Consider the following 16,865-nt stretch of genomic DNA (forward strand, 5'->3'; position numbering starts at 1 on the left):
TCCCCGTACCCCGGTCGCCCCTCGCGCCGACCCGCCTTCGCACACGTCCCCGCCGTACGGCACCCGTCCGGGCCGAACGGCGTGCCCGCCCTCCACGCGCGCCCGCTCGGTCCCGGAGACCGGACCCACCCGCGCGCCCCCACGATCGACGCCGCTCGATCCGGCGTACCCGCACCCCACGAGGGAGTCCGCACATGTTCTCCAGACCGCACCGATATCCGACCGCGATCCTGGGATTCGCCCTGGTCGCGAGCGTGGTCGTTCCGGCCGACGTGGTCGCCGCCGAACCCGACGACCTCCCCCCGCAGGAACCCGGCGTCACCCTCCGGGTCTTCGAGGTCGGTTTCGAACCCGAGCAGACCTGTGTCCTGACCGAGGGACAGACCCCCAACATCGACGTCCTGCGGCCCGACATCGACTACGAGAGCGACGAGGACTTCGGGGGCGCCGGCCACAACTTCATGGCGCACGTGTTCGGCAACCTGCACGTGCCCGAGGACGGCAGCTACGACTTCCGCATCACCAGCGACGACGGGTCCCGCCTGTCCATCGACGGTGAGGAGATCATCGAGAACGACCGGCGGCAGCCGGCGACACCGGCCGACGGGTCGGTCGAGCTCACCGAGGGTCACCACCCCCTGTGGATCGACTACTTCCAGGGTGCGCACGGCAAGGTGCTGAGCCTGGAGTGGAGCCCGCCGGGCGAGGACGACTTCGTGCTCGTGCCCGAGTCCGTGCTGACCACCGACGCCGACGTCACCCGGGTGACCTCGCCCGGCATCAAGTCCTGTGAGGACGTCAACGCGAGCCCCGGTGACGGGGCGCCGCTGGCCGAGCTCCACCCGAACTACACCCTCACCGACCTGCGTCCCGAGGGCTTCGAACCCAAGGTCACCGGGATGGACTGGTTCGACGACGGTCGGATGGTCATCACCACCTGGGCCGGTCGGGAGAGTTTCGACGGCGCCGTGGAGATCGTCGACGGGACCGTCGGTGAGGACGCCGACCCCGAGAGCATCACCACCGAGGTCGTCGCGACCGACATGAACGAGCCCCAAGGGGTGCTGGTCGACGACGGCGAGGTCATCGTCTCGGAGAAGCACCAGCTCAGCCGGTTGATCGACGAGGACGGCGACGGCGTCTACGAGGACACCGAGGCCATCGCCACCTGGCCCAACGGCGGCACCTACCACGAGTTCGGGTTCGGTCTGCTGGCCGACGACGACCACTACTATCTCAACCTGTCGGTGGCGATCACCCCGGGCGGGCGGACCACTGTTCCGCAGCACGTGGAGAACCGCGGCACCTCCATCAAGGTCGACAAGGAGTCGGGCGAGGTGGAGTACGTCGCCGGCGGCCTGCGCACCCCCAACGGCATCGGTTGGGGAGCCGAGGGCGAGATCTACGTCGCCGACAACCAGGGCGACTGGTTGCCCTCCTCCAAGATCGTCGAGATCGAGGAGGGCGGTTTCTACAACCACTACACGACCCCCGCCGGACCGTTCGACGACCAGCCGGTCACCGAACCGGTGGTGTGGCTGCCGCACGGTGAGATCTCCAACTCCCCGACCAACCCGGTGCTCGTCGAGGAGGGCACGTTCGAGGGGCAGTTGCTGTTCGGCGACGTCACCTACGGCGGTCTCCAGCGCGCCCACCTCGAGGTGGTCGAGGACCGCAAGCAGGGCGCGGTGTTCCGCATGACCCAGGGCCTGGAGTCCGGGGTCAGCCGCCTGGCGCTCGGCCCCGACGGCGCGTTCTACGTCGGCGGGATCGGCGGCGGAGGCAACTGGGAGCAGCCGGGCAAGTTCCCCTACGGTCTGCAGAAGCTGGCGCACACCTCCGACGACGCCATGGACATCCTCTCGATGGAGGTCACCGAGACCGGGTTCGACCTCACCTACACCAAGCCCGTGTCCGACGAGGTGGTCGAGAACGCGGCCGACCTGTACGACGTGCAGCAGTGGTCGTACAACCCGACCTCGCAGTACGGCGGTCCCAAACGCAACCAGGAGGTGCTGAAGGTCGCCGACGCCTCGGTGTCCGACGACGGGCTCACCGTGAGCCTGGACATCGACGGTCTCCGTGAGGACCGGGTCGTGCACGTGCGGTCCCCGCGACCGTTCGACGCCGCCGACGGCACCGGGCTCTGGAGCACCGAGGCCTGGTACACGCTCCACACGATCCCCGGATACGAGGAGCCGCCGAACGAGATCGGTGTGTACGAGGCCGAGGACGGCGTGCTGGGCGGTGGGGCCGACATCGACGACGAACACGGCAACCACACCGGTGAGGGCTTCGTCGACGGCTTCAACAACATCGGCGCCTCGTTGACCTGGGAGGTGGCGGTCGACGAGGCCGGCACCTACCCGGTGACCTTCCGTTACGCCAACGGCCCCAACCCCTTCGTCGGCACCAAGACGATCTCCCTCGACGTCAACGGCGAGGACCTGGGCCAGATCTCGGTCGGGACGACGGAGGAGTGGTACAACTGGGCCGACCACGTGGAGGAACTCGCGCTCGAGGCGGGCACCAACACCATCACCGTCTCGGCCGGTGAGGACGACGACCGCCACGTGAACTGGGACCACCTGCGTATCCAGCGGGAGCCCTGCACCCCGGCCGAGCCCGACGACGGCTACCGGATGCTGTTCGACGGTACCGACGAGAGCCGCGCCGAGTGGGAGACCGCCGGTCCCGGTGACTTCATCACCCAGGCCGACTGCACCATGCGCTCGGTCGGCGGACTCGGACTGATCACCCACCCGGAGGAGCTCACCGACTACAGTCTCAAGCTCGACTGGAAGATGGGCGGGGACGACAACTCCGGCGTGCACATCGGTGTGCCCGACCCCCAGGGCGACCCCGCCGAGCGCAACCGCGGCTTCGAAGTACAGATCGACGCCACGGACGAGGACGAGCTCACCACGGGCGCGATCTACGGGTTCCAGGGTGCCGACATCGAGGCCCGTGACGAGGCCCTGAACCCGCCGGGTGAGTGGAACAGTTACGAGATCGTGGTCGAGGATCTGCGTGTCGAGGTGTACCTCAACGGAGTGCTGATCAACGACTTCGACAGCGAGGGCGCCGACCCCGACCGCGACCTGTCCTCGGGTCGCATCGGGTTGCAGAACCACCACACCGGTTCCGACGTGTGGTTCCGCGACGTCCAGGTCAGCGACCTCGACTGAGGTCACGGGAGCAACGGGCGCGGCGGTGGTGCGCGAGTGGGCGCACCACCGCCGCGTGCGTGAACGCGGGTCCGCTCACCCGCAGAGACCCGCGGGACGGGGGGCTCGGTCAGCCGCGTCGGTCGTCGGACGGGCGTTCGGCCGCCCCGTCCGTGGGCGGTCCCTCCGCACCGTCGGCCGGAGCGGTGGCCGCCGTGCCCGCGGACTTCGGTCCGGTGTCGGTCTCCTCGACGGCGGCGGTGGCGATGAGCACCCGGAAGTAGAGATGCCGATAGAGGGGTGTCCTGGGCCGGCCGGAGCCGGTCTTCGGGGACTGTGCGGGGGACGATCGGGAAGTGGCATGAACCGTTCCTTCGGATTCCTGTGGTGTGGATCATAGGAAAAGCGGATCGGGTTCAGCCGCCAAACCAGGGGCGCAACGTGGATTCAAGGTTTCTCTGGCATTCGGTGGCGCACAGTCGGGAATGGGCGCGTGATCACACGGAAAAAGCACGGTACGCCTGTTCAGGCGTGGAGGAAAAGGTGCGGATCCTTCCACGGAAAGGGAAACTCCAAGGGAAAAGGGAGGCCTTTCGATTGATCACGACATGGGATGAATTCCGTCCGGGAATGCGCCGGTTCGAGGGGCCAGGACCGGGGCTTCCCGTCGGGAGCACCCCGGTCGTGGCCGTCGTTCCCGGGAGGCTCACTCCAGGGGGCCGCCCCAGTCGGCCTCGTCCTCGGCGTTGGTCACCAGCACGGTCAGGTGGTCGGCGGACGGCGGAACCGCGCAGTCCATCCGCATCGTGTGCGTGCCCGCCTCGGCCTCCGTGACGGTGTCGTCACCGGTCGCCGGGGTTCCGCTCCCCTCGGAGAGGCACTCCACGGTCATGGTGCCCAGACCGAACACGCGACCCAACTCGGGCACCTCCACGGTCAGAGCGAAGCCCGCGCTGCCGGCCCCATCGGTGGCGACGTCGTCCACGGTGTAGACGACGTCCTCCTCGACCCCGTCCCGGAACTCCTCTTCATAGGCGCCCACGGGGTGCGCGAACGCGGCCGGTTCCCCGAAACCCCGTGTCGGTTCGGCTTCGGACCCCGCGGTGCGGTCCGCGGGCTCGGTGTCCTCCTTCGTGTCCGGGAGCGGGTCCTTCGCCGGTGCTGATTCGGTGGCCGGCCCACCCTCGGTCGTGGTCTCCCCGGGGTTCTCCAGGGCCACCTCCCGGTCGGAGGAGGTGCATGCGGTAGCGGCGATGATCAACGGCAACAACAGCGCACAAGGCGTGATTCGTCGCATCCCTCCACGGTAGGCGCGCGTGCCGCGCCGCCTCGGCGCCGTCCGGGTCCTCAATCGGCCAGAACCCGTGTCAACGTCACCCACTGGTCGGGCGTCACCCACCCCACCGGGGTGGGGCTCGCGACCCCCGCCGCGGTCAGCGCGCGGTCGACCCTGCGGGCCCGGTGCGCGCGACGCAGGGAGGCCGACAGAGAACCGCCCACCCCGCCGAACCCGAGCGCGACCAGCCGTCGGTAGGCGTCCAGGTACTCCGGCGTCAGCAGCGGTGTGGTGCGGGCGCGCAGCACCAGGACCCCCGCGTCCACACGGGGCACCGGTCGGAACCGGCCCCGGTCGATGCGACCGGCCAGGGTCCACGACCGCTCCGGCCAACTCAGCACGGTCACCTTGCTCCACCGGCCGTAGGCCCCCGTGCGCTTGCGCGCGTACTCCAGTTGGGTGATGAGGGTGGCCGAGGTCAGGTGGCGCGCGTCCAGGCACCAGCGGACGATGTCGGAGGTCCGCGCGTAGGGGATGTTGCCGACCACGGCGAACGGGGAGCGGGGAGGGCGCGAGCGGGTGAAGTCCCCGTGCACCACCCGCAGGTCGGGTTCCCGGTCCCGATAACGTGCGACCAGCCGGGCCACCAGGCGCGGATCGAGTTCGTGGGCGATCACCCGGCCCGCGGTCCGGGTGAGGAAGCGGGTGAGGGCACCGTCGCCGGGCCCCACCTCCAGGACGAGGTCCTCGGGCCCCACCCGGGCCGTGCGCACCACCCAACGGGCGGTCGCGGGGTCGATGAGGAAGTTCTGGGACAGGCGTCGACGGTCGTCGCGCTGCGTGCGTGCCATGCGTGGTCCGTTCCGCCACCGAAGGTGGCCGACGAGGACGGGAGGGCACGGCGGGGCCCACGCCCGATACGGGCGTGTCGAAACGGTGCGAGGGCAGGGTCCGCCGGCCGTCCGCCCGATGGAGGAGGGGCGTCGGCTGGGGCCGGACCGGCGGAGACGCGGGTGCGACGAGAGAGGAACCCGGCACCGCCGACGTCGCGCCGATGAGGACGCGGAAACGGCGGTGCCGGTGTCCGGCTACCGGTCCGGCAGAGCGGACCGGAGTCGTGCGAGGGCGGCCGCGGGCCAGGCCTGCGGGCCCTCGACGATCGCTTGGAAGGCTGCCATGACGCTCACGTTAGAAGAACATCGTCCCGACCGGCAACGGGTTTTTCACCGGGGCCCGCACCCCGCGAAAAACGGGTGGTCGCTCCACGTCGGCCCCGTCATACTCGCCCCCATGACCGACTTCTCGACCTTCGACACCCGCCGGTATCGCACCGTCGACGTGGCCACCGGCTACGACGGTTGGTCCGCCACCTACGAGGCGTCCGTCCTGGACGCCATGGATCTGGACGTGCTCGCGGGGCTCACGACGCCCGACTGGGGCATGATCGCCCGCGCCGCCGACCTGGGCTGCGGGACGGGGCGCACCGCGGACTGGCTCCGGGGGCGCGGGGTCCCGCGCGTGGACGGAGTGGACCTCAGCGCCGGCATGCTTGCCCGGGCCCGGCAACGCGGCGCCCACACCGCCCTGAGTCAGGGCGACGTGCGCGCCACCGGACTGCCCGGCACCTCCTACGACCTGGTCATCGCCTCCCTCATCGACGAACACCTGCCCGATCTCGCCCCCCTCTACGGAGAGGCGTGGCGACTCGCCCGCCCGGGCGCACACTGCGTTCTGGTCGCCTACCACCCGCAGTTCATCATGGTGTCGGGCATGCCCACCCACTTCACGGACGCCTCAGGTGAGGACATCGCCATCAGCACCCACGTCCACCTCATCAGCGACCACGTGCGCGCCGCGTCGGCGGCCGGTTGGCGGCTGACCGACCTGCACGAAGCCGTGGTGGACGACGCTTGGGTGGCGGCCAAACCGACGTGGGAGAGGTTCCGGGGGCACCCGATCTCGGCGGTGTTCGTCTGGAGCCGTCCCTCCTGAGGGGTCAGGGATCGCTGAGCATGCGCGCCCACAGGTCCGTGTGGCGTGCGATGTAGGCGGAGGCCGGACCCCAGTGGTCGGCGTGCCCCTCGGCGTGCAGCCGCGCCCAGGGCAGCGTGCCGGTCCGTGCCCCGTCCTCCAGCAGGTCGAACATGCCGCGCACGCGGCGTGACGCCGCGCCGGGCAGCTCTCGTCGTTGGTCCGGGTCGCAGCCGTAGCCGTCGGCCAGGGCGCGCAGCCGCCGACCGTCGGTCTCGGGATCACCGCCCTCGTGCAGGGGGACGAAGCCATGAGCGGCGTAACCCAGGTCGCCCATCCGGGTGCCCGGGGCGGCGCTGTCCCAGTCGATGAAGCACCAGCGCGGCTCCTCGTCGTCCCGTACCGGGGCGGAGCGGACCAGGTTCCAGGGGGCGAGGTCGTAGTGGCAGATCACCTCGCCCTCCTCCGGGGGGAACAGTGAGGCCCACCCGGACTCGGCCCGCAGACACGGGTCCGCGGTCAGGTCGTGCAGCGCGCGGATCATCGCCCCGACCCGCCGCAGCGCGTCGTCGGACATCGGCGCCATCCGGTCGGCCAGGGTGCCGGGCACGAACTCCAGGCTCTGGAAACCCGCGGGTCGTTGACCGTGCGTGGCCGGGGCGCCCGCGTATCCGTGTGCGCGCAGGTGCCGCAGGAGCGTCGTGACGGCGGGGGAGGAGGGCAGCCACGGTTTGCGCACCGTGGCGCCCACCCGCAGGACGGTCTCGGAGACGTTTCCGCCCTCCAGCACCTCGACGTCGTCGTGGGGGCCGGAATGTTCGGTGGGGGGCATGGGCCCATCCTCACCCTCCGGCGCACTCCGGGTCCACCACATTCACCGGGTCCGCCGCTTCTGGGTCACCGCCTCCGCGGCGTCCATGCGCGCGTCGCTCAACCGGATCAGGGGCAGCAGCAACAGCAGCATCGCGCCGCCCAGGAGCAGGTACATCGGTCGCAGCCCGATGAGGGAGGCCAACACGCCCCCCGTGGCCGCGCCCAGCGGCATGGTGCCCCACGCCAGCAGGCGAAAGACGCTGTTCACGCGACCGAGCAGGAGGTCGGGGGTCAGGCGCTGGCGCAGCGACACCACGATCACGTTCCACACCATCATGGCGGCCCCGCCCGCACACAGACCCGCCATCACCACCCACAGGTGCGTGGTGAGTCCGGGCACCCCCACGAACAGGGCGAACCCGAGCACCGAGATCCGCAGGGACCACGTGCGGCCGAGCCGCCGCTCGACCCACGCGACCAGGAAGGAACCGAGGAGACCGCCCACCGCGCCCGCGGTCAACAGGAGGCCGAAAGCGGCCTCGGGCAGGCGCAGGGACGAACCGGCGCCCACCGCGTAGAGCACCAGGACCGCGAAGGCCGCCTGGGTGACGAAGTTGGACGCCCCGACCATGAGAGCGAACCGTCGCAGCAGCCGGTTCCCCCACAGGAAACGCACGCCCTCGGCGATCTCGGCCCGCAGGGTCGTGGCCGGTCCGGTCCGATCCACCCGGAACCCGCCGCCGACCAGGAGCAGCGCCCCCGCGGCGGCGGCCCAGAGCGCCGCGGGGGTGACGAAGGCCAGGCCGACACCGGCCGCCACCAGGGCGCTGCCGAGCGGTGGACCGACGAAACCCTGCGCGGTCAGCTCCGCCGCGTACAGGCGCCCGTTGGCCCGGGACAACCGAGCCCGTGGCACGAGCTGAGGCAGGATCGACTGGGCGGAGGTGTCGTAGAGGGTCTCGGTGACGCCGATGGCGAAGGCGACCGCGTACAGCAGCCACAGGGATCCGAACCCCAGGGTCAGGGAGAGGGCCAGGAACAGCAGGAGGACGGTCCGCGCCACGTTGGCGCCGATCATGGCCCGGCGGCGGTCGAGTCGGTCCGCCAACGCCCCGGCCGGCAGCGCGCACAACAGCCAGGGCAGGCTCAGAGCGGTCGCGACGCCGGCGATGAGCAGGGGGGAGTCGGTCAGGCTCAGGGCCACCAGGGGCAGGGCGGCCTTGAGCGCGCCGTCGGCGAGGTTGGACAGTCCGGAGGAGGTCCACAGCCGCCAGAAGCCGGCGCCCAGGGGGCCGGGGAGGGACGAGGTGGAATCGGAGGCGGTGGGTAAGGGCGTGTGCCCGTCGTGTTCGGCCATGGATCGACGATCGCAGATCGATCGAGATAACTCAATCGATCAATCTCCGTCGATCGCCGACTAGGGTGGGTCCATGAGCGAGACGGAGCCGAAACCGCCCTCCGGCCCCCACGAGCGCCGCCCCGCCACCGCCCGGGAGGCCAAGGCCCTGGGACATCCGCTGCGCCTGCGCATCATGCGGGAGTGCGTGCTGCGCGAACGCACCAACAAGGAGTTGGCCGACCGTCTGGACACCGCGCCCGGCACCGTGCTGTACCACGTGCGGCGCCTCCTGGACGCGGGACTCCTGGTGGCCGCACCCGTGCGCACCGGTGGCGGTGGCGCCCTCGAGAAGCCCTACCGTGCCTCCACCGCCAGCTGGTGGCTGGACGGTCCCCTGCGCAACCTGGGGCCGGTCGAGCGCAACGCCCCGCTCCAGGCCTTCCAGGACGAACTCGCCCAGGCCGGTCCGGAGTCGGTGCACGGCTACGCCCGCTTCGCTCTGCACCTGAGCGACGAGCAACGCGAGGAACTGGACCGGCGCATCACCGCGATCCTCGACGAGTACGTGGCCACCGACCACGAACGTCGCGACCAACCGGCCTACGGCGGCATCGTGCTGCTGCACCGTCTCGCCGACTGATCCGCCCTGCGGCCGCGCTCCACCACCCGGTCAGCGGAAGAACATCTCCAACGAGAGTTCCGCCAGGGCGATGAGCCCCGCGAAGGCCGCCGCGAGTTTGACCCTGCTGAAGGGCTGATCGCCCTCCACGTGCCCGGTGCGTCCGTTCACCACCACCGTGCGGACCCGGCCCCGAAGCCGGTAGGAGCCCGCCCACACCGGCATCAGCGCCAGGGTGTGGATCGGGTCCGCCAGCGTGCTGCGCACCGAGTCCACGCGCTGCTCGTCGCCACCGATCTCCTCCGCGCAGGCGCGCTCGATGGCCCGGTGCATCGCCTGCTCGGCCCGCTCCCACCCGTGCTCGACGGTGGTGTCCGCCGTGATGACCTCGACCCCCCGGACCGCGTCGGGGGTCGGCGCCACCACCGTGTTCAGCAGCCAGGCGCCCAACCGTTCGGCCCCCTCCGACCGCGTGGTCGCGCACACCACCACGTCACCGAAGTGCCGTTCCAGAGTGCCGCGCACCCGACGCCAGGAGGTGTCGCGTACCTCGTGCGCACCGGTCGTCTCCGGGCGTCCGGCCGGGCCGCCGCGCACCTGCTCGACCCAGTAGTGGTCCCCACGCCACCCCTCGTAGTGGGAGACGGTGTCGGCCTCGAAGACCCGGTAGGGCACGAACACCGGGCGCAGGTTCTCCGGGACGCCCGCCCGCCGGACGCGGCGCGGCGCGAACCACAGCCCCTCGGCCCAGCGGGTCAGGGCGGCCTCGGCCGCGGCGCGGTCGATCACGAACGGGATCACGGCCTGGGGGACGTCGGACACGGAAGGCTCCCGGGGGACGGAGAAAGGAGCGGGACGCGAACTAGGACGCGCCCTCGGCCCCGTCGGTTGCACCGTGCCCGATCACCGGCCTCCCACCCCTCCCGAGCCAGGTCGGGAAAGGTGGAGCGGTGGTCAGAAGAACTGCCAGGGGCCCTGCGGCGCGCGCTGTTCCACCCCCGGTGACGACCAGTCGCACACCCCCTCCGTGAAGACCTCCCGCGCCCGCTCGGTCTGCTCCTCGTCGAACGCCACCGCGAGCCCGGTGGCGTCGAACGGGGTGAGCCGGCACTTGATCACGTCGGAGGAGAGCGGCCCGCCCGCCACCGTGCGCGGGGAACCGTGCACGGGGAAGGTCTCGGCACACGGGTCGTCCGGTCCGCCCGCCGTGGGCGACAGGGGCGTGATGATCCGTTCGCCCTCGACCCAGCAGGAGTCGGTCAGCCAGTCCGGTCGGGTCCGCTCCACCCGCTCGATGGGGGAGGCGTGCGGTCGCACCCGGGCGTCCCGGGCCGCGTCGCCCACCCAAGTGTCCAGTTCCACCAGGGCACGTCCGGCCACCGGCTCCGCGGCGTCGAACACACCGGACCGGTGCCGCTCGACCAGCATCACGTGGTTGGCGACGGTGCCGTTGGCCTTCTGCAACCGCTCGCGGGTGGAGAAGGAGTGATAGCGCATGTGGATGTCGCCGTCCGGGGCGTCGTCCTGGTAGGGGCGGTGGTCCACGACGGGGATGTCGGCCAGCCCACCCCCTCCGTGCAGGACCCGACCACTGTCGTAGGCCGCCGCGATGGCCTCGTGGTCGCCCTCGGTGCGATCGGCGACCACGGCCCCGTCAAGGTCGAAACCACCGATGTGCTCGTTCAGGTGCAGGAACGCGTCCACGTCGATGTCGCCGTCCTCCAGTGCGGACAGCCCGTACTGGATCCCCACGTTGTCCAGAGGGCGGCGGGGCAGCCCGGTGTCGGGGTCGGTGCCGTACACGTTGACGGTGTGCGCGTACAGGTCGCAGCGGGCGCCGTCGGGACGGTCCTCGGGGTGATAACGCTCGGACTCGGGCAGCGCGTCGGGGCACACGCCCCGTGGGTCGATCCGGGTGGCGGCGTCGGCCATGGCGTCGATGCCCTCGGGGTCGCCGAACCCCGAGACCGCGCGCAGCTGATCGGCCGTGAGCGCGTCGGGGTGCGCGTTCGCGTAGGAGCGCAGGAGCAGGGCGTCGGTCACCGCGGGGACGGTCCCCGAACCCACGTCCGGATAGCTCTGCGAGACCAGGACGCCGTCCAGCACCCCCGGGTGGTTGTCGGCGATCTGGTGCGCCTGGTAGGCGCCCCCGGAGTTCCCCCAGCCCAGGGTGTGGTCGGGTGCGCCGTAGGAGAGCGTGAAGCGTTCCTTGGTCGCGACGGCGGTCTCGGCCGCCACCAGGTCATTGCAGTTGTTGCCGAACACGTTCAGGGACGCCGAGACCACCGCGTACCCCCGGGAGAGCATGCCGTGGTCGATCACACCGGCGGTCCGGTCGCCCTGGACGTACCATCCGCCCGGGCACCCCCCACCGAACTTGTGGACCAGGCGTCGGTTCCACCCCTCGGGCGCCGTCCACGGGTCGGGTTCGGGGCCACGGGGGTCGTGCAGGACGGCCGTCTCGTACACCGAACGGTTGACCGTGCCCGTTTCGACCCGCACGGTGTAGGGCACCTTCTCGCCGGTACCGGTGGTCGTGGTGGCCACGTCCAGAGGCAGCCGGTGCTCGTCCGGCAACGCCTTGAACGCGCCGTCGGTGGAGCGGTACACGTAGCCGACCCGGGTGGGCACGGAACAGTCCTCGTCCACGGGTGCGCCCAGCGTTCCGCCCCAGGCCAGGGAGAAGTCCTCCGTCTGACACACGAACGGCTCCTGGTGCGGGCCGGAGAACACCGGTCCACTGAGCGGGTGAGCGGTCACGGTGAGGGCGACCGGCGCGGGCGCGTCCCCGTAGCCCTCCGACGCCGCCTCCTGATCCTCCTCCACGTCGACCGAGGCCACCAGCGTGTTGGGTCCCTCCGACAGACCCGACACCAGGCCCTCCAGCACCTGCCCCACCCCCGGCAGGTACACCGGTCGCAGGGCGTCGGTGACGTCGTGGCCGTCGGACTCCAGCCGCACCCGTTGGGGGGCGTGGGGCGCGGGCGGCTCCACCCGTACCAGCACGGTGTCGCCCATGACGGTGTCCGGGCGGGAGGAGAGCACACTGATGCGCGGACCCTCCCGGTCGTCCTCGGGTGGGCGCTCCGAGGGCGCGGCCGAGGACGGCACGTTGAGCGCGGTGGCGTGTTCGGCCAGGGCTCCGGCCGAGATCGTGAACAGGGTCGCCACACCGGCCGCCCCGACACCCAGGGCCACACTCCGCCGACCGGGCCTCACCGAGGCGCACCCGTGGGCACGGTGACGCCGGAGCCGGCCGTGGGCCGCCGCAGGGCGCATCGGCCCACGCCACCAGTCACGCCGCTCCGCGCTCCGTGGTCCCGCCGGAGGGGGACATGTCGGGGTCCGGGCCGGTTCTGCTCTCCCATGTCGCCATCGATACCCCGAAACATCACAGAACGAACAACAGGTGGGGTGGTCGGATCCGTGCCGATCGCCACACACGGTCCGTACCGGTGCGCACCGGTACGGTCAGGAGCGGTGGATCTCCCGACCGCTGACCCGACCCGGAACGATCTTCAGGATCTGATCGCGCGGACCGGCCGCCCACGGCTGCGGCAGCCGACCCTGCGGAATGCGCTCCATCTCGGCGTCGTCCCGGATCCAGCGGCACCGCCCCGAGCACAGCACGCTCCACCCCTCATGACGCTCCTCGTCGAGCTGGTCGACCTGGAAGGCGGCGTACCCCCGCGCGTAGCGCATGATGGTCCCGGCCAGCGTCGAACGGAACACGATGGTGTCGTTGATCAGTGCGTAGGCGACGGGCAGCACGGTCGGCGCGGCGTCCCCGTCGATGGTGAAGGCCACGCGCCCGATGTTCCGGGTGGCCAACAGATTGAGACAGGTCGCCCGTTCCAGCACGGTGAACCCGGACCGGGCGTCGTCGGCCAGGTCGGCGCCCAAAAGCAGCCGGTCGTCGTCCTGCAGCCCGTCGGTCCCCGCGAGATCGTCCGATGCCTCACGCTGTCCCGGGGGCGGGGTCGGTCCCGCGACCGCTCCCCGCTTGCTCCCGGACGCGTCGGCTCCGCTAGTTCCAGCCATCACGAGCCCCTCGCATCTCGGTGCCCTCCGTATCCCGTCCCCGCCATTGTGGTCGCTCGCGCACCCGGGGTCGGGAGCCGCGATCCCCCTGATCGGCGGCGAAGGTCCCTATCTGCGGATTACCCTGGGGGACGCAGGCCTCAAACAGATAGGGACGTTCGCCTCATCTGTGCGTCGGCGACCCTCGTTAGGCTGGTCTCGCCTGGTCCGAGCTCATGGACCGGGATCCGACACACGGCTCAGACCCGCCCCCGGTGCGCCCCAGCGGTGCCGGACGGCGGGAGGCCCGCAACCCGGGGCGGTCCCGCCGCCTCGCGTGACCAGAGCTATGGAGGTGCGCACCCGATGGGCGGCGACAGATCGATCCGGGTGTTCCTGGTGGACGACCACGAGATCGTCCGGCGAGGTGTGGGTTCACTCCTCGACGACGAGGACGGTATCGACGTGGTCGGCGAGGCCGGCACCGCGGCACAGGCCCTCGCCAGGGTGCCCACGCTCCGACCCGACGTGGTCGTGCTCGACGTGCGGCTCCCCGACGGTGACGGTGTCACGGTCTGCCGGGAGATCAGGTCCATGCTCCCCGACACCCACATGCTCATGCTGACGTCCTACTCCGACGACGAGGCCCTATACGGGGCGGTCATGGCGGGAGCCGCCGGATACATCCTCAAGCAGATCCACGGCACCGACCTGGTCGGCGCGGTCCGCACGGTCGCCCAGGGACGTTCCCTGCTCGACCCGGAGTCGACCGCGCGCATGCTCAAACGGTTGCGCGAGGAGGCCGGCCGCAAGGACCCCCTGGGCGAACTCACCGAGCAGGAACGCCGGGTCCTGGAGCTCATCGGCGAAGGGCTCACCAACCGGGAGATCGGCGCCAGGATGTACCTGGCCGAGAAGACCGTGAAGAACTACGTGTCCCGGGTCCTGGCCAAACTCGGTATGGCCCGCCGGACCCAGGCGGCCGCCTACGCGGTGCGTCTGTCCATGGACCAGACCGCCTGACCCCCGCCTTGCGCGCAGAGGCCGGGCCGCCCCAGCGGGGGCGCGGCCCGGCCTCGGTCGTTCCCGGCCGCCTCAGCCCGGCCAGGGCCGCTCCGACCGCTGGACGGGCGCGGACCACTCCACCACGGTCCCCTCCCCGGGGCCGGAGACCACCGTCATCGCGCCGTCCAGCTCCTGCGCGCGCGAGGCCAGGTTGCGCAACCCGCTCCGGGTCACCCCCTGAGGAACCCCGCGCCCGTCATCGGTCACCCGGAGCACCACCTCGCCGGTGTCCACCGACAGCTCCACGTCGACCGACGTGGCCTGCGCGTGGCGGGTCACGTTGGACAGCAGTTCCCGCAGCACCGCCACCAGGTGTTCGCCCACGTGCTCGTCCACGGCGTTGTCCACCGGCCCCTGCGTGAGCAGCCGGGGAGAGAACCCCAACGTCTCCGCGGCGGTGTTGACCAGTTCCAGTACCCGGGAGCGCAACCACGAGGCGTCGTCGTCGGGCGAGCTCTGCAGGGCGAAGATGGTCGACCGGATCTGCCGGATCGTGTCGTCCAGGTCGTCCACCGCGCCCTGCACGCGTTTGGCGGAGGTGGCGTCGTCGATCCGTCGCACCGTGCCCATCAACGTGATGGCCGTGGCGTAGAGCCGCTGGATGACCGTGTCGTGCAGGTCCCGGGCGATACGGTCCCGGTCCTCCAGCACGCTCAGCCGCTCGGAGTCGAGCCGCGCCTCGGCCAGTTCCAGGGCGACCGCCGCCTGGTCCGCGAACGGTGACAGCATGTTCGACCAGCCGCTCTGGAAGGCCTCCCGCTCTTGGTCGCGCGCGAGGATGAGCACGCCCCGGGCGCCGTCGGAGGGCCCGAACGGCAGCACCAGCACCGGGCCGACCCCCATTCGGGTGAGGAAACCGACCCCGAGGTGCTCGAACGCGGACACGTCCGTGCTCAGCGGACTCCCGCTCAGGTAGACCCGGCCCAGGAGGGTGTCGGCGGCCCGTGTCAGCGTGGCGCCGCGCACCCCGGTCGCCAGGGCATCGCTCTGGTCCTCGTGCCTGTCCCACACCCGGACGGTGAGGGTCTCGGGGTCCTCCCCGGGCATGGCGATCACCGCGATGTCGGCCTGCGCCATCAACCGTGCCCTGCGCGCCACCAGCCGCAACACCTCCTCGGGGGCGGCTCCGGACAACAGCCGGGTGGTGATCTGGCCGGAGGCGTCCAGCCAGGTCTCGCGGCTCTGGGTCTGGGCGAACAGTTGGGCGTTCTCGATGGCGGTGCCCGCCGCCGTGGCCAGGGCGCGCAACAGGAGTTCGTCGTCGCCGGTGAACTCCGAGCCGTCGATCTTGTTGGTCATGTAGAGGTTGCCGAACACCTGGTTGCGGATGCGGATCGGCACCCCCAGAAACGTGTGCATCGGCGGGTGACCCTCGGGGAACCCCCGGGACTCGGGGTGGGCCCGCACGTCCCTCAGCCGCAACGGTTCGGGTTCCTTGATGAGCAGCCCCAGGATCCCCTCGCCCTTGGGCCAGTGCGCGATGCTCGAGATCTCCTCGGGTGCGAGTCCCACCGGGATGAACCGGCTCATGTTCCCATCGGGGCCGATCACCCCGAGCGCGCCGTAGCGCGCGTTCACCAGGCGCGTGGCGGTCTCGGCGATGCGCAGCAGGAGGGGGTCCAGTTCGAGGCCCTCGCCGATGGAGATGACCGCTTCCAGAAGGGTGTGGATGCGCTCCTGCTTGCGTGAGATCTCGGTCAGCCGAGACCGGACCTCGTCCAGCAGGTCGTCCAACCGGACCTGGGGGAGGGACAGCCGGTCGTGTTCGTCGGGGTCGCTGTGATCGCCGTCTGTCACGCGCATGGGGGACTCTTTCCGGCTGCCGTCCAAGGGTCTCGATCCGAGTCTAGGGGTGAGGTGTTCGGGTTCGTCACCGCCTCCGCACACCAGGCGGTACCAGGGGCACCGGGACTGACCTGGAGCTTTTCGGAACTGCTCCTCCGCCGTCCGCAAGTGCCGAACGCCCCTTCGAAAGGGGACCTTGTGCCTGTCACCTTCGCCACCGCGGTCTCCTCCATGAGGCTGGTGGTGAAGATGACATGGAGGAGGTTCGTGTATGCGGGCGGGAAGGCGGTGAGGACGATGCCTACCGTGCCCACTTCTGTTTCCGGGGCCGCTCTCTTGTGTACAGCAACGGCAGGCGCTCCTGGACCACGTGGGAGTTCGGGCCGAGCAGTTCCTCACCGATGGCGTCACGGCGATGGCCGGGAGCGATCTCGATGGTGAGATCGGTCGCTCCGGCCAAGGCGGACAGGTCCACGGTGCCCTCACCGTGGACTCGCACCGTGTTCGGAGAGGCCGTGCTCAGGGGGTGGCGCCGGGTACCGGTCTCGGTCCCGAACAACTCCAGGACGTCCCGGCGTTCGGCCGCCTTGCGCCCATAGGCGGTGAGGAAGACCGCCTCCGCGTCGCGCTCACGGCCGGTGGACTCCTCCTGCCGCGGCACCCGGTGACCTTCTCCTGGACGAGATCGGCCACGGTGGTCGCGGCGCTCTGGGCGAGCGGGTCGCCGATCCAGAGGCCACAGGCGGTCTTGACGACGGCCACACCCGGTTTCAGGGCGGCTTCGAACACGGGGGCTCCGTGGGGGAGGGG

At 71.0% G+C, this 16,865-nt stretch carries 14 protein-coding genes; 4 read left to right on the forward strand and 10 right to left on the reverse strand.

What is annotated here, in order from left to right; translation table 11 throughout:
• Nucleotides 1-194: 194 nt before the first annotated feature.
• Nucleotides 195-3,188: a family 16 glycoside hydrolase gene (locus tag DSY14_RS20210; RefSeq protein ID WP_211718170.1), complete on the forward strand. Its 2,994-nt coding sequence runs from the start codon at nt 195-197 to the stop codon at nt 3,186-3,188.
• A 109-nt stretch (nt 3,189-3,297) separates the two neighbouring features.
• Here the strand turns inward: DSY14_RS20210 and DSY14_RS20215 are convergent, their stop codons facing one another.
• The 3 genes from DSY14_RS20215 to erm all read right to left on the reverse strand — a co-directional run bounded on the left by DSY14_RS20215 (nt 3,298) and on the right by erm (nt 5,294).
• Nucleotides 3,298-3,441, reverse strand: coding sequence for a hypothetical protein (locus tag DSY14_RS20215; RefSeq protein ID WP_211718171.1), 144 nt, complete (start codon nt 3,439-3,441; stop codon nt 3,298-3,300).
• 432 nt (nt 3,442-3,873) lie between these two features.
• Nucleotides 3,874-4,464 (reverse strand): hypothetical protein, encoded by a 591-nt coding sequence (locus DSY14_RS20220; protein WP_211718172.1) that lies wholly within the window; start codon nt 4,462-4,464, stop codon nt 3,874-3,876.
• Nucleotides 4,465-4,514: 50 nt separating this feature from the next.
• Nucleotides 4,515-5,294: an ErmE/ErmH/ErmO/ErmR family 23S rRNA (adenine(2058)-N(6))-methyltransferase gene (gene erm, locus DSY14_RS20225; protein ID WP_211718173.1), complete on the reverse strand. Its 780-nt coding sequence runs from the start codon at nt 5,292-5,294 to the stop codon at nt 4,515-4,517.
• A 439-nt stretch (nt 5,295-5,733) separates the two neighbouring features.
• Here erm and DSY14_RS20230 point away from each other — a divergent pair, with 439 nt between their 5' ends.
• A complete protein-coding gene (locus DSY14_RS20230) occupies nt 5,734-6,435 on the forward strand; it encodes a class I SAM-dependent methyltransferase (protein ID WP_211718174.1) in 702 nt (233 codons plus the stop codon).
• A 4-nt stretch (nt 6,436-6,439) separates the two neighbouring features.
• Here the strand turns inward: DSY14_RS20230 and DSY14_RS20235 are convergent, their stop codons facing one another.
• Together DSY14_RS20235 and DSY14_RS20240 are read right to left on the reverse strand one after the other, a co-directional pair.
• Nucleotides 6,440-7,246 carry a phosphotransferase gene (locus tag DSY14_RS20235; RefSeq protein WP_211718175.1) on the reverse strand — a complete coding sequence of 269 codons (807 nt, stop codon included), beginning with the start codon at nt 7,244-7,246 and terminating at the stop codon, nt 6,440-6,442.
• Nucleotides 7,247-7,288: 42 nt separating this feature from the next.
• Nucleotides 7,289-8,584 carry an MFS transporter gene (locus DSY14_RS20240; RefSeq protein ID WP_211718176.1) on the reverse strand — a complete coding sequence of 432 codons (1,296 nt, stop codon included), beginning with the start codon at nt 8,582-8,584 and terminating at the stop codon, nt 7,289-7,291.
• Nucleotides 8,585-8,657: 73 nt separating this feature from the next.
• Between DSY14_RS20240 and DSY14_RS20245 the strand changes: the two genes are divergently transcribed.
• On the forward strand, nt 8,658-9,206 hold the full coding sequence (locus tag DSY14_RS20245; RefSeq protein ID WP_211718177.1) for a transcriptional regulator: 549 nt from the start codon (nt 8,658-8,660) through the stop codon (nt 9,204-9,206).
• A 30-nt stretch (nt 9,207-9,236) separates the two neighbouring features.
• Here the strand turns inward: DSY14_RS20245 and DSY14_RS20250 are convergent, their stop codons facing one another.
• The 3 genes from DSY14_RS20250 to DSY14_RS20260 all read right to left on the reverse strand — a co-directional run bounded on the left by DSY14_RS20250 (nt 9,237) and on the right by DSY14_RS20260 (nt 13,226).
• Nucleotides 9,237-10,007 (reverse strand): hypothetical protein, encoded by a 771-nt coding sequence (locus tag DSY14_RS20250; RefSeq protein ID WP_211718178.1) that lies wholly within the window; start codon nt 10,005-10,007, stop codon nt 9,237-9,239.
• A gap of 132 nt (nt 10,008-10,139) precedes the next feature.
• Nucleotides 10,140-12,356 (reverse strand): DUF6351 family protein, encoded by a 2,217-nt coding sequence (locus tag DSY14_RS20255; protein ID WP_307851282.1) that lies wholly within the window; start codon nt 12,354-12,356, stop codon nt 10,140-10,142.
• Between the two features lie 300 nt (nt 12,357-12,656).
• On the reverse strand, nt 12,657-13,226 hold the full coding sequence (locus DSY14_RS20260) for a pyridoxamine 5'-phosphate oxidase family protein (protein WP_211718180.1): 570 nt from the start codon (nt 13,224-13,226) through the stop codon (nt 12,657-12,659).
• A 345-nt stretch (nt 13,227-13,571) separates the two neighbouring features.
• Here DSY14_RS20260 and DSY14_RS20265 point away from each other — a divergent pair, with 345 nt between their 5' ends.
• Entirely contained in the window at nt 13,572-14,228 is a 657-nt protein-coding gene (locus DSY14_RS20265) for a response regulator transcription factor (protein WP_211718181.1), read from the forward strand.
• A 72-nt stretch (nt 14,229-14,300) separates the two neighbouring features.
• Here DSY14_RS20265 and DSY14_RS20270 read toward each other — a convergent pair whose 3' ends face one another.
• Nucleotides 14,301-16,073 carry a GAF domain-containing protein gene (locus DSY14_RS20270; protein WP_211718182.1) on the reverse strand — a complete coding sequence of 591 codons (1,773 nt, stop codon included), beginning with the start codon at nt 16,071-16,073 and terminating at the stop codon, nt 14,301-14,303.
• 283 nt (nt 16,074-16,356) lie between these two features.
• Nucleotides 16,357-16,716 carry a hypothetical protein gene (locus tag DSY14_RS28875; RefSeq protein ID WP_249188177.1) on the reverse strand — a complete coding sequence of 120 codons (360 nt, stop codon included), beginning with the start codon at nt 16,714-16,716 and terminating at the stop codon, nt 16,357-16,359.
• Between the last annotated feature and the right edge of the window lie 149 nt (nt 16,717-16,865).

The sequence above is a fragment of the Nocardiopsis sp. MG754419 genome (assembly GCF_018207095.1).
Taxonomy (GTDB): domain Bacteria; phylum Actinomycetota; class Actinomycetes; order Streptosporangiales; family Streptosporangiaceae; genus Nocardiopsis.

Excerpts from the sequence above, each read along its gene's own strand:
- DSY14_RS20245 (WP_211718177.1), top strand. The coding sequence starts at position 8,658 with ATGAGCGAGACGGAGCCGAAACCGCCCTCCGGCCCCCACGAGCGCCGC.
- DSY14_RS20260 (WP_211718180.1), bottom strand. The coding sequence starts at position 13,226 with ATGGCTGGAACTAGCGGAGCCGACGCGTCCGGGAGCAAGCGGGGAGCG.
- DSY14_RS20230 (WP_211718174.1), top strand. The coding sequence starts at position 5,734 with ATGACCGACTTCTCGACCTTCGACACCCGCCGGTATCGCACCGTCGAC.
- DSY14_RS20240 (WP_211718176.1), bottom strand. The coding sequence starts at position 8,584 with ATGGCCGAACACGACGGGCACACGCCCTTACCCACCGCCTCCGATTCC.
- DSY14_RS20265 (WP_211718181.1), top strand. The coding sequence starts at position 13,572 with ATGGGCGGCGACAGATCGATCCGGGTGTTCCTGGTGGACGACCACGAG.
- DSY14_RS20220 (WP_211718172.1), bottom strand. The coding sequence starts at position 4,464 with ATGCGACGAATCACGCCTTGTGCGCTGTTGTTGCCGTTGATCATCGCC.
- DSY14_RS20235 (WP_211718175.1), bottom strand. The coding sequence starts at position 7,246 with ATGCCCCCCACCGAACATTCCGGCCCCCACGACGACGTCGAGGTGCTG.
- DSY14_RS20270 (WP_211718182.1), bottom strand. The coding sequence starts at position 16,073 with ATGCGCGTGACAGACGGCGATCACAGCGACCCCGACGAACACGACCGG.
- erm (WP_211718173.1), bottom strand. The coding sequence starts at position 5,294 with ATGGCACGCACGCAGCGCGACGACCGTCGACGCCTGTCCCAGAACTTC.
- DSY14_RS20210 (WP_211718170.1), top strand. The coding sequence starts at position 195 with ATGTTCTCCAGACCGCACCGATATCCGACCGCGATCCTGGGATTCGCC.